The 19,992-nt window shown below is 67.8% G+C and carries 14 protein-coding genes; 8 read left to right on the top strand and 6 right to left on the bottom strand.

Translation table 11 applies throughout. The features are described 5' to 3' along the window. Positions 1-152: 152 nt before the first annotated feature. Positions 153-2,687, top strand: a complete 2,535-nt coding sequence (locus ISP25_RS13880) for a putative bifunctional diguanylate cyclase/phosphodiesterase (RefSeq protein WP_404614672.1) — start codon at positions 153-155, stop codon at positions 2,685-2,687. Positions 2,688-2,957: 270 nt separating this feature from the next. Further along, on the top strand, positions 2,958-4,115 hold the full coding sequence (locus ISP25_RS13875; protein ID WP_404614670.1) for an acyltransferase family protein: 1,158 nt from the start codon (positions 2,958-2,960) through the stop codon (positions 4,113-4,115). 52 nt (positions 4,116-4,167) lie between these two features. On the opposite strand, the gene ISP25_RS13870 is transcribed toward ISP25_RS13875, so the two are convergent. From ISP25_RS13870 to ISP25_RS13850, 5 genes are all read right to left on the bottom strand, one after another. Continuing rightward, positions 4,168-5,532, bottom strand: coding sequence for an AMP-binding protein (locus tag ISP25_RS13870; RefSeq protein ID WP_404614668.1), 1,365 nt, complete (start codon positions 5,530-5,532; stop codon positions 4,168-4,170). A 141-nt stretch (positions 5,533-5,673) separates the two neighbouring features. After that, a complete protein-coding gene (locus ISP25_RS13865) occupies positions 5,674-6,246 on the bottom strand; it encodes an L-threonylcarbamoyladenylate synthase (RefSeq protein ID WP_404614666.1) in 573 nt (190 codons plus the stop codon). Next, positions 6,246-8,741, bottom strand: a complete 2,496-nt coding sequence (locus ISP25_RS13860; protein WP_404614664.1) for a DNA topoisomerase I — start codon at positions 8,739-8,741, stop codon at positions 6,246-6,248. Before ISP25_RS13860 ends, ISP25_RS13865 begins: the two co-directional genes overlap by 1 nt. Before the next feature lie 151 nt (positions 8,742-8,892). After that, entirely contained in the window at positions 8,893-10,020 is a 1,128-nt protein-coding gene (gene dprA, locus ISP25_RS13855; RefSeq protein WP_404614662.1) for a DNA-processing protein DprA, read from the bottom strand. Between the two features lie 109 nt (positions 10,021-10,129). Next, a complete protein-coding gene (locus ISP25_RS13850) occupies positions 10,130-11,254 on the bottom strand; it encodes a LysM peptidoglycan-binding domain-containing protein (RefSeq protein ID WP_404614660.1) in 1,125 nt (374 codons plus the stop codon). 126 nt (positions 11,255-11,380) lie between these two features. Here ISP25_RS13850 and def point away from each other — a divergent pair, with 126 nt between their 5' ends. From def to ISP25_RS13820, 6 genes are read left to right on the top strand one after another with little or no spacing between them, the layout of a single operon-like run. Next, entirely contained in the window at positions 11,381-11,890 is a 510-nt protein-coding gene (gene def, locus ISP25_RS13845; RefSeq protein WP_192159261.1) for a peptide deformylase, read from the top strand. Positions 11,891-11,892: 2 nt separating this feature from the next. Then, positions 11,893-12,825: a methionyl-tRNA formyltransferase gene (gene fmt, locus ISP25_RS13840; RefSeq protein WP_404616317.1), complete on the top strand. Its 933-nt coding sequence runs from the start codon at positions 11,893-11,895 to the stop codon at positions 12,823-12,825. Beyond that, entirely contained in the window at positions 12,822-14,117 is a 1,296-nt protein-coding gene (gene rsmB, locus ISP25_RS13835) for a 16S rRNA (cytosine(967)-C(5))-methyltransferase RsmB (RefSeq protein WP_404614658.1), read from the top strand. The genes fmt and rsmB overlap by 4 nt, the downstream gene beginning before the upstream one ends. 10 nt (positions 14,118-14,127) lie before the next feature. Then, positions 14,128-15,864, top strand: coding sequence for an ArnT family glycosyltransferase (locus ISP25_RS13830; protein WP_404614656.1), 1,737 nt, complete (start codon positions 14,128-14,130; stop codon positions 15,862-15,864). A 24-nt stretch (positions 15,865-15,888) separates the two neighbouring features. Beyond that, entirely contained in the window at positions 15,889-16,890 is a 1,002-nt protein-coding gene (locus tag ISP25_RS13825; RefSeq protein WP_404614654.1) for a glycosyltransferase, read from the top strand. A 3-nt stretch (positions 16,891-16,893) separates the two neighbouring features. After that, positions 16,894-17,898: a glycosyltransferase gene (locus ISP25_RS13820; protein ID WP_404614652.1), complete on the top strand. Its 1,005-nt coding sequence runs from the start codon at positions 16,894-16,896 to the stop codon at positions 17,896-17,898. Here ISP25_RS13820 and ISP25_RS13815 read toward each other — a convergent pair. Next, positions 17,887-19,950 (bottom strand): glycosyltransferase, encoded by a 2,064-nt coding sequence (locus ISP25_RS13815; protein ID WP_404614650.1) that lies wholly within the window; start codon positions 19,948-19,950, stop codon positions 17,887-17,889. The two genes, ISP25_RS13820 and ISP25_RS13815, sit on opposite strands and share 12 nt — an antisense overlap. Positions 19,951-19,992: the final 42 nt, after the last annotated feature.

Below are 19,992 nucleotides of genomic sequence, written 5' to 3'. Positions count from 1 at the left end.
TGCGGTAGAGTCCGCAAGTCATTCGGTCCATGGTCGCCGAGGGGGCCTCCCGAAGGATGGTGGATGTCGACAGTGCAAGCCTCGTCTCCTGATTGAAAACCGAAGGTGATTCCTTGCCGCCTGCCTCGTCCAGCGCCTCGCTGATCCATCGAATGTCCCTCACCCTCTGGGGACTGTTCCTGACATTACTGCTGTTGCTGTCGGTGCTGGGCTACGTCGCCTTGTGGCTGAGTGCCGATCGCCTGGCGCCGCTGGTCATCCAGCAATGGGTGCAGATCAAGGCGCAGACCAACGAAAGCCTGCTCGTCCAGGCCGATGCCAGCGTGCGCCGCCTGCGCCAGACCCTGGTGCAGCGCCTGGACCAGGCCCCGTCCGGTACCGCCGGACGCTTCGACGGCCTCTTCGCGCGCAGCCCCGACGGGCTATGGCGCGTGCGCCCCGAATTGGTGGACACCGAGAATGCCCCCACCCTGTACCTGCACGACGGGCCACATGGCCTTTCCGATTCGGCGCGCCTGCGCGCCGTCGTCAGCTACGAGCTGCTGCGCGAGCAGGGGCCGGCGCTGGTGCCGCCGTTTTTCTCCGCCTACATGGATTTCGTGGAAAACGGGTTGATGGTGTATTCCCGCGGCATCAATTGGGGCGGCAACGCCGATGCGCAGGCCAGCAACGCCGACTACCCCACCATGCTTGGCTCCGACCCGCGCCGCAATCCCGGGCGCCAGGTGTTCTGGACGCCGGTTTACCTGGACCAGCAGGCCCATACATGGATGGTGTCGGTCATCGCACCGCTGGACTGGCAAGGCCATTGGGTAGGCACGCTAGGGCACGACGTCGCGATACAGACGCTGATCGACTCCGTGGCGCCGCCCCGCCCAAACGCTGCCGTGCAGCAGCTCATCATGGACAGCCGAGGCAACCTGATCGCCTATTCGCAGCTGCGCAGCCGCATCGCCGCCGCACAAGGCCAATTGCAGATCGGTGCACTGAAGGATCAGGCGCTGGAACAAGCGATGCGACTGGTGCTGGCTGCGCATTCCGACACCGGCACGGGCCGCACGCCAGACGGCAGCCAGTGGGTGGCCTGGTCGCGCATTCGCGGTCCGGGCTGGTTCGAGGTGAACGCGCTCCCGCAGGCGCGCGTGAACCAGTGGGTCGTACTGATCTGGCTGGCGCTGTGCGCCATCGGCCTGCTGATCCTGACGCCCACCCTGTGGCTGCTGCGGCGCCGCGTCCATGCGCTGGTGACGCGTCCCCTGCAGCAGCTGACGCGCGCGGTGGATGAACTGGGCCAGGGACGCACGCCCCAGCCGATCGCACTGGACAGCCCGGACGAGCTGGGTCGATTGGCAGACGCCTTCGACACCATGGCGGCCGAGCTGGTGCAGCAGCGCGCACGACTCACCACGCTGGCCGAGCGCGACGCCCTGACCGGCCTGTACAACCGCCACTACTTCGAAACCGAGCTGGCGCGCTTCTTCCGCGACGGCGCGCGCGCCGGCCACGAAGGCGCCGTGCTGCTCTTCGACCTGGACGAGTTCAAGTACGTCAACGACACCTTCGGCCACTTCGCGGGCGATGCGATGCTGCTGCGCGTGGCGGGCGAAACCAGGGCGCTGGTGCGCGAGACGGATACCTTGTGCCGGCTGGGCGGCGACGAGTTCGCCGTGTTCATGCCGCACGCCACACTGGACAGCGCCCTGGCATTGGCGGAACGCATCGTGCGCACCGTGGGGCGCACCACACTCGACGTCGAAGGGAAGCCCCTGCGGCTGACCACCAGCCTGGGCGTGGCGCACTATCCCGACCACGGCCAGAGTGCCGAAGAACTCGTGTCGCACGCCGACGTGGCGATGTACCAGGCGAAGCGCCTGGGCAAGAACCGCTGGACCATCTACCGGTCCGACCGCAACGCCGTGCAGGCCATGGCCGCACGCCTGGCCTGGAACGAACGCATCGAGCACGCGCTCGAACGCAACCTGCTGCGCCTGCATTTCCAGGGTGTATACCGCGCGGACAACGGCGAGATGACGCATCTGGAAGCGTTGCTGCGCATGATGGACGAGGCCGACCCTACGCAGTGCATCACGCCGGACCATTTCATCGGCTATGCGGAGAAAAGCGGCCGGATCCTCGACATCGACCGCTGGGTGGTGCGCGAAAGCATCGCGTTGCTGGCCGCCCATCCGGGGCTGCCGGCGCTGGCCATCAACATCTCCGGGCGTTCGTTCGACGATCCCGACCTGCCCGGCTTCATCACCGCCCAGCTGACCAGGCAGAGCGTGGCACCGAAACGGTTGCTGGTGGAACTGACCGAGACGGCCGCCATCTCCGACCTGCGCGACGCCGAGCGCTTCATCGATGCGCTGCGGCATGCGGGCTGCAGTCTGTGCCTGGACGATTTCGGCAGCGGCTTCGCCTCGTTCGCCTACCTCAAGCACCTCAAGGTCGACGTGTTGAAGATCGACGGGCTGTTCATCCGCAACCTGCCGCGCGAACGCGACAACCAGGTGTTCGTGCGCTCCATCATCGAGGTCGCCCGCGGCATGGGCCAGCACACCGTGGCCGAGTTCGTGGAAGACGAGGAAACCCTGCGCCTGCTGCAGGAATTCGGCGTGGACATGGTGCAGGGTTATTACCTCGACAAGCCGCAGGAGGATCATCCGGTGCTGAAAGACCGACGCTGAGCTTGCCGGCTTCGTCGTGCGGTGACGGCTGCCTGAACTTCCAAACCGTCGCACGCCCGCGGCCGCCATTGGGGGCCGGAACTTTCATATCGTCGATTTCGGGTCTGCCGCCAGTCGGATATGCGGAAGCCGCTTCCGCAGAACGGCACCCGCAGGATCGCCGCCTGCGCAGCTTCGGCCATCGTCGGATGTGGCGTCGCCATGTAAGTTAGTCTGGCGATGTTTCGCCGCCCACACGGCGAACCTGCAACGGGAGGGATTCGCACGTTGATGCAAACGCCGGCAACCACCTCCCGCCCGATGCAGCGCCTCGTTGCCATCGATCTGCTGCGCGGCCTCACCGTCGGGTTGATGATACTTGCCAACAACAACGGCGGCCCCGACGCATTCTGGTTCCTGCAGCATGCAGCGTGGAACGGCTTCACGCCGACCGACCTGGTCTTTCCCACCTTCCTGTTCCTCGTCGGCGTCGCCATTCCGTATTCGACCGATGCGCGGTTGGCGCGCGGCGACGATCGCGGCACGTTGCTGCGGCATGTCTTCTCGCGCAGCGCGATCCTGTTCCTGTTCGGCATCGTGGTGAACAACTTCCCGCTGTTCCATCTCGACACGCTGCGCGTCTACGGCGTGCTGCAACGCATCGCCCTGTGCTACCTGGTTTTCGCCACGGCTTACATATGCGGCCTGCGCTGTCGCGGCGCGGCAGCTCTCGCCGCGGGCGCGCTGGTCGGCTACTGGCTGCTGATGCGCTTCGTGCCTGTACCCGGCTTCGGCCTGCCGGTGCGCGACGTGCCGCTGCTCGATCCCGTGCGCAACCTCGCGGCGTGGACCGACCGGCAGCTTTTCTCCGCCCCGCACCTGTTCGAGCAGACACGCGATCCTGAGGGCCTGTTGAGCACCTTGCCCGCGTTGGCCACCGCCGCGTTCGGCGTGCTGACCGGACTCTGGCTGCGCGGCACCGCGCCGCTGCATGCCAAGATCCGCCGCATCGTGCTGGGCGGCGCCATCTGCGTGGTGCTGGGCGCGCTCTGGAACTTCGGTTTCCCGATCAACAAGCGGCTGTGGACCAGTTCCTTCGTGCTCTTCGCTGGTGGCTGGAGCCTGCTGCTGCTTGCCGCAATGCTCCGGCTCACCGACGCGCGCAGCTCCGTCACCGATGCGGGCAACCGCCCCTTGTGGCAAAGGCCAATGCTGGTCTTCGGCACCAACACCATCTTCGCCTACATGCTTTCGGAACTGCTTGCGGCGCTCCTGTGGGCGATCCCCACCGGCGGCGGCCTCAGCCTGCAACAGAGCATCACGGATGCTTTTGGCCGGATCATTCCCAACGGCACCGCGGCGGCAACCATTTATTCGTTGGTCTACCTTGCGGTTTGCTGGCTGCCGACCTGGATCCTGTGCAGGAAACGCATCTTCCTCAAGATCTAGTCCGGCAATGCTCAAGACTTCCTGCAGGGAATCGGTTCCGGGTGCCGCCGGGTCAGCCCAGCAAGGCCAGCAGGGCCGCGCGCGGCAACTTGCCCGTATCGTTGCGCGGCAGCGCGGATACGCGGCGCAACGGTCGCGGCAGGAATACCGGATCGACGGCACGGCGCAAGGCATCGAGGATGCTCGCCTCGTCCAGCGCGGGCGCCACGGCGAGCGCGGCGATGCGGCGCACGCCAGCGGCATCCGCCTCGTCGAGCTGGAATACCACGCCGTCCTGCACGCCCGGTATCGCCAACAGGCGCCGGGTGAGGTCGCCCAGCGAAGCGCGCTTGCCGGCGATTTCCAGCAGGTCGGTATTGCGGCCGCACAGGCGGAAGCGGCGGCCCGCGTCGTGCACGCTGACGATGTCGGCCAGCACCACCGGCTCATCGAGCTGAGGCGCCTCGACCAGGGTGCCGTCGGGCTGCGGATGCAGGCGCACGTCCTCGTACAGCGTCCAGTCCGCATCATCGGTGACGCGGCGACTGGCGAAGGCACAGGTCTCGGTGGAACCGAACACTTCCAGCAGCGGCGCACCGAAGGCCTGCTCGGCGGCCTGCGCCAGCTCGAGCGGCATCGGCGCGGTGGCGGACAGCATCGCCGCCAGCGGCGGCAACGGAGTGCCGGCAGCCACCAGCGCACGCAGATGCACCGGCGTGGTCACCAGCACGCGTGGCGCCGGCACTTCGGCCAGCGCGGCGGCCACGTCGGCGGGAAAGAAGGGCCGCCCCGCGTGCACGCTCACGTCGCCCAGCAGCGGCAGCAGCACGCTCATCTCGATGCCGTAGATGTGCTGCGGCGGCACGGTGGCTACAACGTGGAAACGTTCGCCAGCGACGGCGCCCAGCATCGCCAGGGTGCCGGCACTGCTGGCGCAGAGACTGCGCCAGCTCTTGGCGTTGGCGCGGGGCGTGCCGGTGGATCCGGAGGTGTAACCGATCGCCACCCGTTGCTCCATGGGGATCTCGGGTACGCCTTCCGCCTCGCTATCGGGGCAGGCCTCCAGTGCGGGCAGCTTGCGGTAACCGTGCGGCGCGGGCGACAGCGCCAGCTCGCCCAGCGCATAACTGCCGGGATGCGCGGCCATCACCTCTTCCACCGCCTGCGGCGCACGCGAGGGCGGCAGCAGGTTGGCCTGACCACACCGTGCGATGGCGCAGAACGCGACCAGGAAGGCATAGCGGTCTTCGCACAGGTTCACCGCAGCGGGTGCTTCGGGTAGCAATCCGGCAATCTGCTCGACATGGGCGAGGAATTGCGCCACGTCCACCGCCGCGCCGTTGCGCCAGGCCACGACACGTCGTGGATCGCACGCGTGCATCATCGGCGATGCGGCTTGTGCCGGCTTGCGTTCCAGGCTGTCGTAGAAAATGGCCAAGTCCTTGCTCCCGAGTCCGCGACCATGATGCAGCCGCTCTGCGCCCTGCCGACCGACGGACGGCTATCCGGATGCTAGGGACTCCCCTTGTGCGCGCCGCTGAACCGCATGCGGCAGCCAAAGCCGCGATTCACCGACGGGTCAGGCCCGAATGATAGCGCCAGTAAGCGCATCGCGGATCGTGGTGGGGCGGTCCTGAGCCCCAAGCGGGGCATCGAGCAGACCGTCCAGTGCGTCGCCGAAGTAGTCCGCCACGGTGGCCGCGCTGCGGGCGGGCGGCGCGCCGTGCGGGTTTGCGCTGGTGGAGACCAGCGCGCCGCCAAACGCGCGGCACAGCGCGGCGGCGGGTTCGTGCGCGGTGACGCGCAAGGCGATGCCTGCATGCGCACCGGCCACCCAGTCGGGCACGGCGGCGCTGCGCGGGAAGATCCACGTGTTCGGGCCGGGCCAGCTGGTGCGTACCTGGGCCAGCACCGCGTCCGGCACGTTCGCGAAATCGATGTAGCGCTCCACCTGGGCGAAGTCGGCGGCGATCAGCAGCACGCCCTGGGTGGCCGGGCGCTGCTTGAGCGCGAAGATCTTCTCGAACGCCGTGCGGTCGTGCGGATCGCAACCCAGCCCGTAGACCGCCTCGGTGGGATAGGCCACCACGCCACCCGCGTGCAGCAGCTCGGCAGCGGCGTGGAGTTCGGCAGACGTGAAGGTTCGCAGCATCAGGCAGGAGTCTTCTTCGCTGCCGTTTTCTTCGCTGCCGCCTTCTTTGTCGCAGTCTTTTTCGCGGCGGTCTTTTTCGTGGCCGTCTTCTTGGTCGCCTTGGTCGCCGCTTTCTTGGTGGCGGCCTTCTTCACGGCCGTCTTCTTCGCCGCCGGCTCCTTCTTCGCCGCAGTCTTGCGACCAAAGCGGCCACCCTTCTTCACCGGGGCGGCGGCGAGCAGCTCCAGGCACTGCGCCTCGGTGAGCTCCTTCGGCTCGGTGTCCTTGGGGATGCGCGCGTTCTTCTCGCCGTCGGTGATGTACGGGCCGTAGCGCCCGTTCAGCACCTGCACGCCGTTGCCGAAGTCCGCGATCACGCGGTTGGCGAGCAGCTCCAGCTTTTCCTGCACGATCTGCAGCGCACGCGGCAGCTCGATGGTGTACGGATCGTCCTCGGGCTTGAGCGAGGCGTAGGTGCTGCCCTGCTTCACGAACGGTCCGAAACGGCCGATGCCCACGCTGACCTCGTCGCCGTTCGGCGCGGCGCCCAGCTTGCGCGGCAGCTTGAACAGTTCCAGCGCCTCTTCCAGCGTGATGGTGTGCATGCTCTGGCCGGGACGTAGCGACGCGAACTGCAGCTTCTCGTCGCTGTCCTTGTCGCCGATCGCGGCATACGGCCCGAAGCGGCCGAGGCGCACGAACACCGGCTTGCCGCTCTTGGGATCGCTGCCGAGTTCGCGCGCGCCGGTGGCTTCGCTGCGGTCCACCGATTCGGTCTTTTCCTCCACCTGCTGCTTGAACGGCTGCCAGAAGCGCTGCATCAGCGGCACCCAGGCTTCCTCGCCGCGGCTCACTGCATCGAGTTCGTCCTCGAGCTTGGCGGTGAAGTCGTAGTCCACGTAGCGGGTGAAGTGCTGGGTGAGGAACTTGCCCACCGCACGGCCGATGTCGGTGGGTTTGAAGCGGCGGTTGTCGAGCAGCACGTACTCGCGGTTGAGCAGCACCTGGATGATGCTGGCGTAGGTGGAGGGACGGCCGATGCCGTATTCCTCCAGCGCCTTCACCAGCGAGGCTTCCGAATAGCGCGGCGGCGGCTCGGTGAAGTGCTGGTCGGCGGCGATCTCGTGCAGCGGCACCTGTTCGCCCTTCTCCAGGCGCGGCAGGCGGCGGCCTTCGTCCTCGTCGTCCGCGTTCTTCTGGTCGCGCCCCTCCTCGTACACGGCGAGAAAGCCGGGATCGACCACGGTGGTGCCGGTGGCGCGGAACGCGGCGGGGCCGCCAGCCGCGTGCGGCAGGTCGAAATCCACCGATACGGTATTGAGGGTGGCGTGGATCATCTGGCAGGCCACGGTGCGCTTCCAGATCAGCTCGTACAGCTTGCGCTGTTCGTCGTTGAGGAAGGCGGCCACTTCGCGCGGCGTGCGCATCGCCGAGGTGGGGCGGATCGCCTCGTGGGCTTCCTGCGCGTTCTTGGATTTGGATTTGTAGAACTGTGCGTGGTCGGGCAACGCCTTGTGGCCGAAGTCGCGCGCGATCAGCGCACGCAGCTCGCCCAGCGCGTCGTCGGACAGCGCCACCGAGTCGGTACGCATGTAGGTGATCAGGCCCACATTGCCTTCGCTGCCGATGCTCACGCCTTCGTACAGGCCCTGCGCCACCTTCATGGTGCGGCTGGTGGTGAAACCGAGCTTGCGCGCGGCCTCCTGCTGCAGGGTGGAGGTGGTGAACGGCGGTGCGGGACGGCGCTTGCGCTCCTTGCTGCCCACCTCGCTCACGGTGAGGCGGCCGTGCGCGGCCTCCTTAAGCACGGTGCGCGCAGCCATCGCGTCGTGTTCGTTGGTGAGGTCGAACTGTTCGAACTTCTTGCCGCGCAGCTTGGTGAGCTTGGCGCTGAACTCGCCCTCGGCGTGGCGCAGCTGCGCCTCCACCGTCCAGTACTCGCGCGCCTTGAACGCCTCGATCTCCTCCTCGCGTTCCACGATCATGCGCAGCGCAGGCGACTGCACGCGGCCGGCGGAGAGTCCGCGCTGCACCTTGCGCCACAGCACCGGCGACAGGTTGAAGCCCACGAGATAGTCCAGCGCGCGGCGCGCCTGCTGGGCATCGACCAGGTCGTGCGAGAGCTGGCGCGGCGCGGCCACGGCGGCCTTGATCGCCTTGGGCGTGATCTCGGAGAACACCACGCGGTGCAGCTGCTTGCCAGCGGTGAGGCCGCGGTCCTTGAGGATCTCGCTGATGTGCCAGCTGATCGCCTCGCCTTCGCGATCCAAGTCGGTGGCGAGGTAGATGTCGTCGGCGAGCTTGGCGGCCTTGGCGATCGCGTCCACGTGTTTTTCGTTGCGCTCGATGATCTCGTAGTGCATCGCGAATTGGTGCTCGGGATCGACCGCGCCCTCCTTGGGCTTGAGGTCGCGCACATGGCCGTAGGAAGCGAGGACCTGGAAGTCCTTGCCGAGGTATTTGTTGATCGTCTTGGCCTTGGCGGGCGATTCGACGATGAGCAGGTTCTTGGCCATGAATCTCTTGCTTTGGGCGTGGTGAAACCATGCCGCAGTGCGGCATGCCTATATATCTAGTGAGACCACGCCAACCGGCGCACTGTCAAGCCGGGAGGCGTGAAAGCGTGTCAGGGCGCGGGTTCCGGCACAGTTCACCCGAGTCGGACCGTCAGGGCAAGCGCTGGTAACGGTTGCCGGGCAAGCCAGCCACGCGATCTTCCAGTTCCAGCATCAACAGCATAGAGGACAAGGCCGCCGCCGGTAGCCCGCTGCGTGTCGCCAGCTCGTCCAGCGTAGCCGGATCGTGCCCCAGCGCGGCCAGCAGGCGTCCGTACTCCGGGTCGGCGTGCCAGCCGCCGGCGCGGCCCGGTGCCGGGGCATCGGGCTGGGCCAGCCTGACAGCCAGTTCCACGCCCAGTGCGCGCGCGGCGGGCGCCAGCGCCTCGACCACCTCGGCCGGCTCCTCCACCAGTCGCGCCCCGTCGCGGATCAGCCGATGGCAGCCGCGCGCCAACGGATTGGCGATGGAACCGGGCAGCGCGAACACCTCCCGCCCCTGCTCGCCGGCCAGCCGCGCCGTGATCAGCGAGCCCGACTTCAGATCCGCCTCCACCACCACGGTGCCCAGCGACAAACCCGCGATGATGCGGTTGCGGCGCGGAAAGTGGTCGGCGCGTGCCGCCGTGCCCAAGGGGAATTCGCTGACCAGCGCGCCCTGCGCCACGATGCGTTGCGCCAGCGCACGGTGCTTGCGCGGATAGACCCGGTCCGGCCCTGTGCCGACCACCGCGACGGTGGCCGCGCCCGCCTCCAATGCGGCCTCGTGGGCAGCACCGTCGATGCCGTCGGCCATGCCGCTGGTCACCGTGAAACCGGCCAGCGCCAGCTCCCGGGCGAAGCGGCGCGCATGTTCCAGCCCCACCGGACTGGCGCCACGCGCGCCCACGATGGCCACCTGCGGATGCAGCAGCAGGCTGGCGTTGCCCGCCACGAACAGCACGGCAGGTGGCTGCGGGATGGTCTCCAGCAGGGGCGGGAAATCCGCCTCGGTACAGCGCAACAGCCGATGGCCGGGTTCGGCCAGCCACCCGAGGTCGGCGGCTAGCCGTGCTTCGTCGGGAGCATCCAGCCACGCCGCGGCGCAGTCGTCCAGCATGGCCGTCCGTCGGCGCAACAGCGCCAGTGCGGCATCGATGCGGCCACCAGCCGCAACCAGCGCCTCGCGCAACCTGCCCGCCCCGAGGCCCGGCGTACGCAGGGCGATGAGCCAGGCGCGCAGCTCGTCGGATTCGTCCATGCGGCGAGTCTAGTGACCGCCAGGAACGACAACGGCGCGGGGTTGCCGCGCCGTCGTGTGGGTGAAGGCCGTGCCGACTCCTCTTCCCGCCGGGAAGAGGGGGAAAGCGTCACTCCGGCAGTTGAAGCTTGTCGCCCTTCTTCACCGGACGCAGGCCGTCCATCACCAGGCCATAGCTGACGTGGTCGAAGGTGCGGAACACCATCACATGGCCGATGTATTCGTCCGGCAGGGTGACATGCGGGCCCACGCCGCGACGCCAGCTGCTGCCGGCCACGTCGTCGTGGATGCGCTCGCCGGGCTGCCAGATGGCGAAGGTGGTGCCGTTGTCCACTCCGTCGGCCGAACCCACCGACAGCGCCACCACCTGGTGCGGGCCTACGGCATCCATCGCGCCAGTGAACGCGATCACGCGACCATCCTTCGGCAGGCTCTTCGGCGCATGCGGGAAGAAGCTCGGGTCGTAGGGGTTGTCGTCCACCGGCATGAGACGATCGCCCTTGTGGATTTCAGAGGTGGCTTCCAGCACCAGCAGGGTGGTCGGATCGCCCGTACGCAGGGTTTCGGCGGTGCCGATCACCTTCACCTCGAGACCCATGTCCTTGCCGCGGCGATATTGGCCGGAGCCGTTGTTGAAGTCCTCTTCCCACGGCGACTTCACCACCGCCACGTTGGCGTACAGGTCGTCGCCATAGAGCGTGGTGCCACCGTTGCCGTCGTCATAGCCGCGGAACACGTGCTCGGGCCGCACGATGGCCCAGCGCTGGCCGGGCTGCGTGTCCAGGCCACGCACGTAGATGTTCTGGCCCGAGCTGCCGTCCAGCTGGTCCTCTTCCAGGCCGACCACATAGGGGGCCTTGCTGACCACGCTGGAATCCATCACCCGCAGGTCTTTGAGGAAGGTCTTCACGGCATCCAGCGGGATCGCCGGCACGGCATCGTCGCTGTGCACGCTGGGCTCCAGCCTCAGTGCCGGGCCGCCATTGATGAAGGAGAGATTGAGGATATCGCCCGGGTAGATCAGGTGCGGATTGCGGACCTGGGGGTTGGCCTGCCAGATTTCCGGCCACAGCCAGGGCTTGGCGAGGAACTTGGCCGAGATGCCCCACAACGTGTCGCCACGACGCACGGTGTAGGAATCGGGATGGTCGCTGCGCAGCTGCGAAGCACCAGCGGCGCACACCGCTGCCGCGACCATGGTGCCAGCCAGCACCGTGAAGGCTTTCTTGAACATGGGTGGGATCCCCTCTCCCCAGCGATTGGAGCGAGTGTAACCGAAGCATTAAGCCGTGCAATCGGCAACCGTTCGCAGAATCCGCGGCCATAGGTCGTCCGGGGGCGGCGTACTACAATAGCCAGCATGTCCGTGCTCACCATCCTCGAATTCCCCGATCCCCGCCTGCGCACCAAGGCCGCGCCGGTCACCGTGTTTGACGCCCAGCTGAAACGGTTCGTCGCCGACATGTTCGAAACCATGTATGCCGCCAATGGCGTGGGTCTGGCGGCCACCCAGGTGGACGTGCACCAGCGCGTGCTGGTGATCGACATGAGCGACGAGCGAGACCAGCCGCTGGTGCTGATCAACGCCGAGATCGTGGAGCAGGACGGCGCGCAGGTGTACCAGGAGGGCTGCCTGTCCTTCCCCGGGGTCTATGCCGATGTCACCCGTGCGCTGAAAGTGAAGGTGAAGGCGCAGGATGCCGACGGCAAGGAATTCTTCTACGAGGCCGAGGGCCCGCAGGCCGTGGCCGTGCAGCATGAGATGGACCACCTCGCCGGCAAGGTGTTTGTCGACTATCTGTCGCCGCTGAAGCGTTCGCTGCTGCTGAAGCGCCTGGAAAAGCAGCGCAAGCAGGCGGCCAGCGCTTGAGCATGCGGGTCGTCTTCGCCGGCACCCCGGAATTTTCCGTCCCCTGCCTGGAAGCCTGCAGCGCCAGCGGCGCCGAGGTGGTGGCGGTCTATACCCAGCCCGACCGCCCCGCCGGCCGTGGCCGCAAGCTCTCGCCCAGCCCGGTGAAACAGGCGGCGCTGGCCGCCGGCATCGCGGTCGAACAGCCGGAATCTCTGAAATCCGCCGAAGCGCAGGCCACATTGGCCGCGTACCAGCCGGACCTGGCGGTGGTCGTCGCCTACGGCCTGATCCTGCCCCGCAAGGTGCTCGCCATCCCGCGCCTTGGTTGCTGGAACGTGCATGCCAGCCTGCTGCCGCGCTGGCGCGGCGCGGCGCCGATCCAGCGCGCCATCCTCGCCGGCGACACCGAGACTGGCGTGGGCCTGATGCAGATGGAGGCCGGTTTGGACACCGGCCCCGTGTTGCTGGAAAAGCGCACGCCGATCACCCGCGACGATACCGGCGGCACGCTGCACGACCGCCTTGCCGCACTGGGCGCCGAAACCCTGGCCGAAGGCCTTGCCCATATGCTGGCTGGCGGCATGCTGGCTGCCACGCCGCAGGCCACCGACGGCGTCGCCTATGCGCATAAATTGGAGAAGAGCGAGTCCGCGCTGGACTTCGGCCGCCCCGCCATCGTCCTTGAACGCCAGGTGCGCGCCTTCGACCCCTGGCCCGGCAGCGACGCCGAGATCGCCGGCGAACGGGTGCGTGTCTGGGCGGCGCGAGCCGTCGAACATCCGCACGTTGCCGACCCCGGTGCCGTGATCGATGCCGGCCGCGAAGGCATAGCCATCGCCTGCGGCGAAGGCGCACTGCGCATCACCGCATTGCAGCGCGCAGGCGGCCGGCGCATCAGCGCAGCGGATTACCTCAACGCGCGACCCGAACTGCGCTCCCAGCGCGCGCCATGACCGATACCCGCGCGCTGGCCGCGAAATCCCTCGCCGACATCGCCCTGCACGGTGCCTCGTTGCGCGAAGCGATGGACCGCCACGCGCAAAAGCTTCCCGACCCGCGCGACCGCGCCCTGTTGATGGCCCTGGTCAGCGACGGTGCGCGCTGGTGGCCGCGCTTCGATGCCGCCCTGGACCGCCTGCTGGAACGCCCGCTGCGCAGCAAGGAGCCGGCCGTGCATGCGCTGCTGGTGCTGGGCCTGGTGCAACTGGAAGTGCTGGAGTTGGCCGATTACGCCGCGGTGGCAGCCACGGTGGAAGCGGTGCGCGCATTGAAGCGGCCGCAGCTTGCGGGGCTGGTGAACGCGGTGCTGCGCCGCTGGCAGCGCGAGCGCGTCACCCACCTCGCCGCACTCGGTGCGAAACCGGAAACCCGCCATGCCCATCCGCGCTGGCTGGCCGAGGCCATCGCACGCGACTGGCCGGCGCAGGCCGACGCGATCATGGCGGCGGACAACCGCGAGCCGCCGCTGATGCTGCGCGCGAACCGCCGACGCAGCGATCGCGACAGCCTGATCGAACGCCTGCGCCTCGACGGTCAGGCGGCCGAACCACATGCATGGCTTACCGACGCCGTCGTGCTGCCGCACAGCACCGACGTGACCCGCCTGCCCGGCTTCGCCGAAGGGCTGTTCGCGGTACAGGATGGTGCAGCACAGATCGCCGCCGATCTCGCCGATGTGCGCGATGGCCAGCGCGTGCTGGACGCCTGCGCCGCACCTGGCGGCAAGGCCTGCCACTTGCTTGAGCGCGCGAATGTCGCGCTCACCGCGCTGGAATTCGAACCGAAGCGCACGGAACGCATCCGCGAAAACCTCACCCGCCTGCATCTTCAAGCCAGAGTGATCGTGGGCGACGCCGGCCAGCCTTCGGCATGGTGGGATGGCCAGGCCTTCGACCGCATCCTGATTGACGCGCCCTGCTCCGCCACCGGCGTGTTGCGCCGCCGCCCCGACGTGCGCCTGCACCGGCGTGCGGACGATATTTCCGCACTGGCGGCGCAGCAGCGGCGCATCCTCGAGGCACTGTGGCCACTGCTGGCACCGGGCGGCCGGTTGCTCTACATCACCTGCTCGCTGCTGCGCGCGGAGAACGAGGCGGTGGTGGCACCTTTCCTCGCCATGCACGCCGACGCACATGCCGTGCAGTTCACGCTGCCCGCCGGGCAGGCCGCGGCCGAAGGCTGGCAGATCCTGCCCGGCGATGGAGATCTCGACGGCATGTACTATGCGGTGCTCGAAAAGCGCTGATCCGGCATCCATGTCCGCTCTCTCCCAGGCCACGCCGCAGGAACGCCGCCGCTTTTGGCTGCTGCTGCTCATCGCGCTGGTGATCCTTGGCGCAGGCATCGGTCTTCGCGACCCGTGGCCCTCGGACGAACCGCGCTTCGCACTCGCCGCGAAACAGATGGTGGAAAGCGGTGACTGGCTGTTCCCGCACCGCGGCAGCGAGCTGTATGCAGACAAGCCGCCGATGCTGATGTGGGCCGAGGCCGCCAGCTTCGAGCTGGTGCGCTGGTGGCGATTGGCCTTCATGCTGCCCTCGCTGCTGGCAGGGCTGGGCACGCTACTGCTGGTGTACGACCTCGGCCGCCGCCTGTGGAATCGCCGCACCGGCCTGTATGCGGCTGGTGGCCTGTTGCTGGCGTTCCAGTTCGTGTACCAGAGCCAACGCGCGCAGATCGATCCGCTGGTGGTGTTCCTGATCACGGCGGCGAACTGGGGCCTGCTGCGGCACCTGCTGGCACCGCCCGACAACGGTGCGAATGCCAACTGGCCGATGTACTGGTTTGGCTGCTTCTGCGCCGGGCTGGGCGTCATCACCAAGGGCGTAGGCTTCCTCGCGTTGCTGATGCTGGTTCCCTACGCGTGGGCCGCGTACCGCCGCTGGGATGGCGTGGCGCGGCCGGGTCGCGGCGCCTGGTGGCGCTGGTTGCTGGGCCTGGTGGCGGCACTGGCGGCCATCGCGCTGTGGCTGCTGCCGATGCTGTTCGCCGCGCATGCGCGTGCCGCCGATCCCGCGTATGCGGCCTACGTCAACGACATCCTGTTCCACCAGACCGCGAAGCGTTACGCGAACGCGTGGCACCACATCCACGCGTGGTGGTACTACATCCCGATCCTGCTGTTCAGCTGGCTGCCGCTGTCGCTGCTTTACCCCGGCTGCCTGCCGCGCTGGCGGAAGGCGCTGCAGCAAGGCGAGGCGCGCGTGCTGCTGCCGCTGGGCTGGATGCTGCTGGTGCTGCTGTTCTTCAGCGCCTCGCCGGGCAAGCGCGACGTATACATCCTTCCCGCGCTGCCGATGCTGGCGCTGGCTTGCGCGCCGTTCGTGGAGGAGCTGTTGCCCGGGCGCTGGCTGCGCGTGGCCGGCCTCGCCTTCATCGCCGCGCTGGGCGCGGCGATGCTGGGGCTGGGCGGCTATGCGTTGCTGTCGCACGCACCCGGCGTGGCGCAGTTCGCCGCCGAGCATGGCCTCGCTGACGGCGGCGCCGCACTGTGGCGGATGTGCGTGGTGCTGGGCGCGGTGCAGCTGGCGCTCGTCGCCACGCTGCGCGTACGCCGTGCCGTATGGGCGGTCTGTGGCGGCATGGCTGCGTTGTGGCTAGCGTGGGGATGCTGGGCGGTGCCGTTGCTCAATCCTTCCAGCTCCGCGTCCGCGTTGATGGCCGAAGTGCGCAGCCATCTCGGCCCGCAGGACGAAGTCGGCCTGGTGGCCTGGGTCGAGCAGGATCTGCTGATGCTGGATCGCCCCGCCGCCGACTTCGGCTTCAAGCAACCCTGGCATATCCAGTTCACGCGTGCCGTGCGCTGGCAGGCGCAGTCGGCCGCCACGCGCTGGCTGTTCGTGCAGCAGCCGGCGATGGGGGATTGCGTGAACCGCTCCAAGGCGATTTCCCTCGGTCACGCCAACCAGCGCGACTGGTGGATGTTCAAGGCCGATGCCTTGGTGCCGGGTTGCCTGCCGGGTGCCAAGGTCGACGGCGAGAGCGAGGACTGACAGCGTGCCACGGTCTCCACGTCCATGAGCAACATCAACCTGATCGCTCGCGACAACGGCGCCGGCCTCACCCGCGACCTGCGCCTGCTCGCCCGTCTGCTGGCCGAGGCGGGCCACGATGTGACGATCACCGGACTGGGCCATCGCGGCCGCCTGGGCAATCGCTTGCGGCGCCTGCACGCTCGCCTGCGCCGACTGCTGCGCGGCTGGTTCGATGGCCGGCTCAATGCGCGCTACGACATCAACATCATGCTCGAACACGTGCGCCCGGAGATGTTCGACCAGGCACACGCGAACGTGCTGGTCCCCAATCCCGAATGGTTCCGCGCCGAATGGTTGCCGCACCTGCGCGGCTTCGACCTCGTGCTGGCCAAGACCGGCCATGCGGAACGCCTGTTCGCCGCACTGGGTTGCCGCACCCGCTTCATCGGCTTCACCGGCGAGGACTGCCTGGTCGAGGGCGTCCCGCACCAACCGACCTTCTTTCACGGGCCCGGTCGCAGCGGCAACAAGGGCACGCTGCCCCTGCTGGAGCTGTGGGCGCGCCATCCCGAGTGGCCGCAACTCACCGTGGTATGGCGACGCAAGCGCGTAGAGCTGCCGCCGATGCCGGCCAATGTCACGCTGATCCAGGACTTCCTCGACGAAGCGGAACTGCGCCGGCTGCAGAACGCCAGCACCTTCCACCTGTGCCCGTCGCAGACCGAGGGCTACGGGCACTCCATCGCCGAAAGCCTGAGTGTGGGCGCCGTGGTGATCACCACCGACGCCGAACCCATGAACGAGCTGGTCGCCGCCGGGCGCGGCGTGCTGGTGACCGCGCATGCGCAAGGCACGCAGGAGCTGGCCACGCTGTACGACTTCGATGGCGCTGCGATGGAAGCCACGATAGCGCACTGCCTGGCCATGCCCGAGGAAGAACAGCAACGTCTCGGCCGCGCCGCACGCGAGTGGTTCCTCGCCAACCGCCGCGACTTCGAGCAGCGGCTGTGCGACGCCGTGGCTGCCGTGCCCGGGCGGAACTGAACCGTGCACCGCACCGTCAACCTGATCGTGCGCGACAACGGCCTGGGCTTGTCGCGCGATGCGCGTCTGCTGGCCGAAGCGCTGACCGCACACGGCTGCCAGGTCGAATACACCCGGCTCGGCGAAGCGGACGAGCGCGAACGCTGGCGCCACGGCCACGGCTGGCGCGCGCGGCTGGCGCAGTGGCGGCATGCGTGGTCGCGGCTGCGCGGTCGGCCGCGCTACGACGTCAACATCATGTTCGAGCACCTGTGGCCGCTGCATCTGCCGCTGGCCCGGTGCAACATCGCGCTGCCCAATCCCGAGTGGTTCGACGCCAGGGACCAGCTGCATCTGCGCCGCATCGACCACGTGTGGGCCAAGACACGGCACGCGGAGCAACGGTTCCGTGAACTCGGCTGCGCCGTGCGCTGGGTGGGCTTCGCCAGCGAGGACGCCGCCGTGCCCGGGCACGTGCAACAGCGCACGTTCTTCCACCTGGCCGGCGGCAGCCGCACCAAGGGCAGCGAGGAGCTGGTCGCGCTGTGGCTGCAGCATCCGGAATGGCCCGTGCTCACCCTGGTGCGCCACGGTGGCTTGTCAGAGCCCGCGACGCGGCCGACGAATCTGCAGGTGGTCGACGAATACCTGGATCTGGATCGGCTGCGCGCCTTGCAGAACACGCATGCTTTCCACCTCTGCCCGTCGAAGACCGAAGGCTACGGGCACTATTTGTGCGAGGCGATGAGCGCAGGCGCGATCACGGTCACCACCGATGCCGAGCCGATGAACGAACTGGTGCAACCGGACCGCGGTCTGCTGGTCGCCGCCACCGCGGAAGGCCAGCAGGGATTGGCCATGCTTTACCGCTTCGAGCCTGCGGCGATGGAACGCGCGGTGGAAACCTGCCTGCGCATGGACGACGCCCAGCGCGCGGTGATGGCCCGATGCGCACGCGCCTGGTTCGTCGACAACCAGGCGCATTTCTTTGCGCGCATCGGCGCGGCACTGGATGTGCTAAGCGCCTGACGATAGCTCGGCCATGTGCCGATCCACGCCGAATTCGCAACGCGTGATGCGTTCTGCGACCGTGGCGTGGAACAGGCGATTGTTCGGCAGGCTCATGTCGTTCACGTCGGGCTGGGCGCGCGAATCGTGCTCAAGATGCGCGGCCAGCGCCGCCCACTTCAACTGCTTGCGCCGCACGCCGGCATTGCCCAGGCGTGCGGCCAGTTCGCGGTCTTCCGCGCCGTAGCCTTCCATGCGTTCGTCGAAGCCGTTCACGCGCAACAGGTCGTCGCGCCAGAAGCTCATGTTGCAGCTCATCACGCGGCCGCCGTTGCGGCGCCGCGCCTTCCAGCGCGCCAGCGGTAATGCGTGGAACGCATACAGCCGGCGGATGCCGTCGAACACGTGGAAGTCCGCCTTCGCCCACGGCGCGAACACGGGACGGCGGCCGGCCAGCAACCCTGCCGTTTCCTGCGCCGTGCTCTTGAAGCGGCCACCCTGGAGGAAACAGCCCGGGCTCGCCAGCAGGAGGTGGTCGGCCACGAAATCGCGATGCAGGATCATGTCGCCGTCGATCAGGATCACATAGTCGCCCTTCGCCATCGCGATGCCCAGGTTGCGGCAGCTTGCAGCGCGGAAGCCGAGATCTTCCTGCCATGCATGGCGCAGCGGCACGGGGAAGTCCCGCGCGATGCGCGCGATAAGCTCGCGCGTTTCGGCACCGGAACCGTCGTCGGCGACGATCACCTCGTCCGGCAGCCGCGTTTGCGCGGCGACGCTTTGCAGCACGCGCGCCAGCGCCGCCGGCCAGTTGTAGGTGAGGACGATCAGCGACACGCGCGGACGCATGGCGACGGCCATCTCGCGATCGTGCCGGCGCCAGGCCAGTCCCATGCCCAGCGCCAACGGCAGCCAGAACAGCAACCAGTTGACATCGGGTTTCAGCATGATGTCGGGCGTGTCGAATTGCAGCGCCACACTCGTGTACACCCACAGCGCCAGCAGACAACCGCCGATCGTCGAATTGCGGTGACACCATGCCCGCCAGCCTGTCAGCAGCCACAGCGCGAGCGCCAGCAGCAGACCGGGTATCCCGGACATGATCGCCATGTGCGTGAGCACGTTGTGGCTGTGCGGCAAGACCTGCCCGCCCGCCTGAATGGTGTACTCGCTGCCCATGCCCAGCCCGCGCCACGGATGCTGTTCGATCAGGCGCCAGGCCTTGCTGAAAATCTCCGGACGATAGGAGAGCCCGCGCTCCACCAGGTAACGCCAACCGCCCAGGGCAACGGCCACCGCCGCCGCCGCGAGGATGGCCAACACACTCAGCCTTGCCTTGTTTCCCCGGGCCGTCAGCAGCGTGGCCGCCACCGCGGCAAGGATCGCGAGCCAGCTTGCTCGGCTATCGGTGGACAGCACGAAGGTCGCGAGGATCGCCAGCGCGAGCCAGCGCAGCACCTGCTGCCAACGCCGGAGCACCGGCACCTGCATCATCCAGACGATGGCGGCACCAAAAGCGTAGGCCGCGATATTGGGATTGTTGAGCAGGCCGAACGCCACCACGCGCCCCTGATCCCGCCAGTCCAGCGTGTTCAGATGACGCCACGGAAACATCGCCATCGCCACCAGCGCGGCACACGCCAGGCCGATGCCTCCCCAGTACAACAGCCTGCTTAGCAGCAAGGGATAGTTGCGCGCCACCGCGGCCCAGCTGAACACGAACAGTGCGATGTAGGCCACCACGAAGGTCGCGTCTCCGACGTGACCGTAATTGGCCCACAGCGACGAAACCATGATCCAGGCCAGCAGCACCAGCAGCAACGGCCCTTCGCTGGCGACCACGGCCTGCCGCATGAAATCGCGGACATGCTTCGCCATCCACCACACGGCCGGTAGCGCGAACAGCAGCAGCAGGCTCATGTGATAGGGCTTGCCGGGATTCCACACTTTGTCGCCCACCGGACTGGCGGCCATGCCGACAACCAGCCACCACATGCCCAGCAGCAGCCAGCGCGTTGCCCACTTCGGCAAATCGAGGCGCAAACGGGTCAATGGCAATCGGGTATCGGTCACGCTTGTCCTTTCGTTTCAATGATGTCGGCCACTGGCGCAGGC

This window comes from Rhodanobacter hydrolyticus, from assembly GCF_044904645.1.
The sequence above is the reverse complement of the archived record's forward strand: the minus strand, read 5'-3'. Positions and strand labels throughout refer to the sequence as shown.

Coding starts and splice junctions, on each gene's coding strand:
- ISP25_RS13880 (WP_404614672.1), top strand. CDS start 153: ATGTCCCTCACCCTCTGGGGACTGTTCCTGACATTACTGCTGTTGCTG.
- ISP25_RS13875 (WP_404614670.1), top strand. CDS start 2,958: ATGCAAACGCCGGCAACCACCTCCCGCCCGATGCAGCGCCTCGTTGCC.
- ISP25_RS13865 (WP_404614666.1), bottom strand. CDS start 6,246: ATGCTGCGAACCTTCACGTCTGCCGAACTCCACGCCGCTGCCGAGCTG.
- ISP25_RS13860 (WP_404614664.1), bottom strand. CDS start 8,741: ATGGCCAAGAACCTGCTCATCGTCGAATCGCCCGCCAAGGCCAAGACG.
- dprA (WP_404614662.1), bottom strand. CDS start 10,020: ATGGACGAATCCGACGAGCTGCGCGCCTGGCTCATCGCCCTGCGTACG.
- ISP25_RS13850 (WP_404614660.1), bottom strand. CDS start 11,254: ATGTTCAAGAAAGCCTTCACGGTGCTGGCTGGCACCATGGTCGCGGCA.
- def (WP_192159261.1), top strand. CDS start 11,381: ATGTCCGTGCTCACCATCCTCGAATTCCCCGATCCCCGCCTGCGCACC.
- fmt (WP_404616317.1), top strand. CDS start 11,893: ATGCGGGTCGTCTTCGCCGGCACCCCGGAATTTTCCGTCCCCTGCCTG.
- rsmB (WP_404614658.1), top strand. CDS start 12,822: ATGACCGATACCCGCGCGCTGGCCGCGAAATCCCTCGCCGACATCGCC.
- ISP25_RS13830 (WP_404614656.1), top strand. CDS start 14,128: ATGTCCGCTCTCTCCCAGGCCACGCCGCAGGAACGCCGCCGCTTTTGG.
- ISP25_RS13825 (WP_404614654.1), top strand. CDS start 15,889: ATGAGCAACATCAACCTGATCGCTCGCGACAACGGCGCCGGCCTCACC.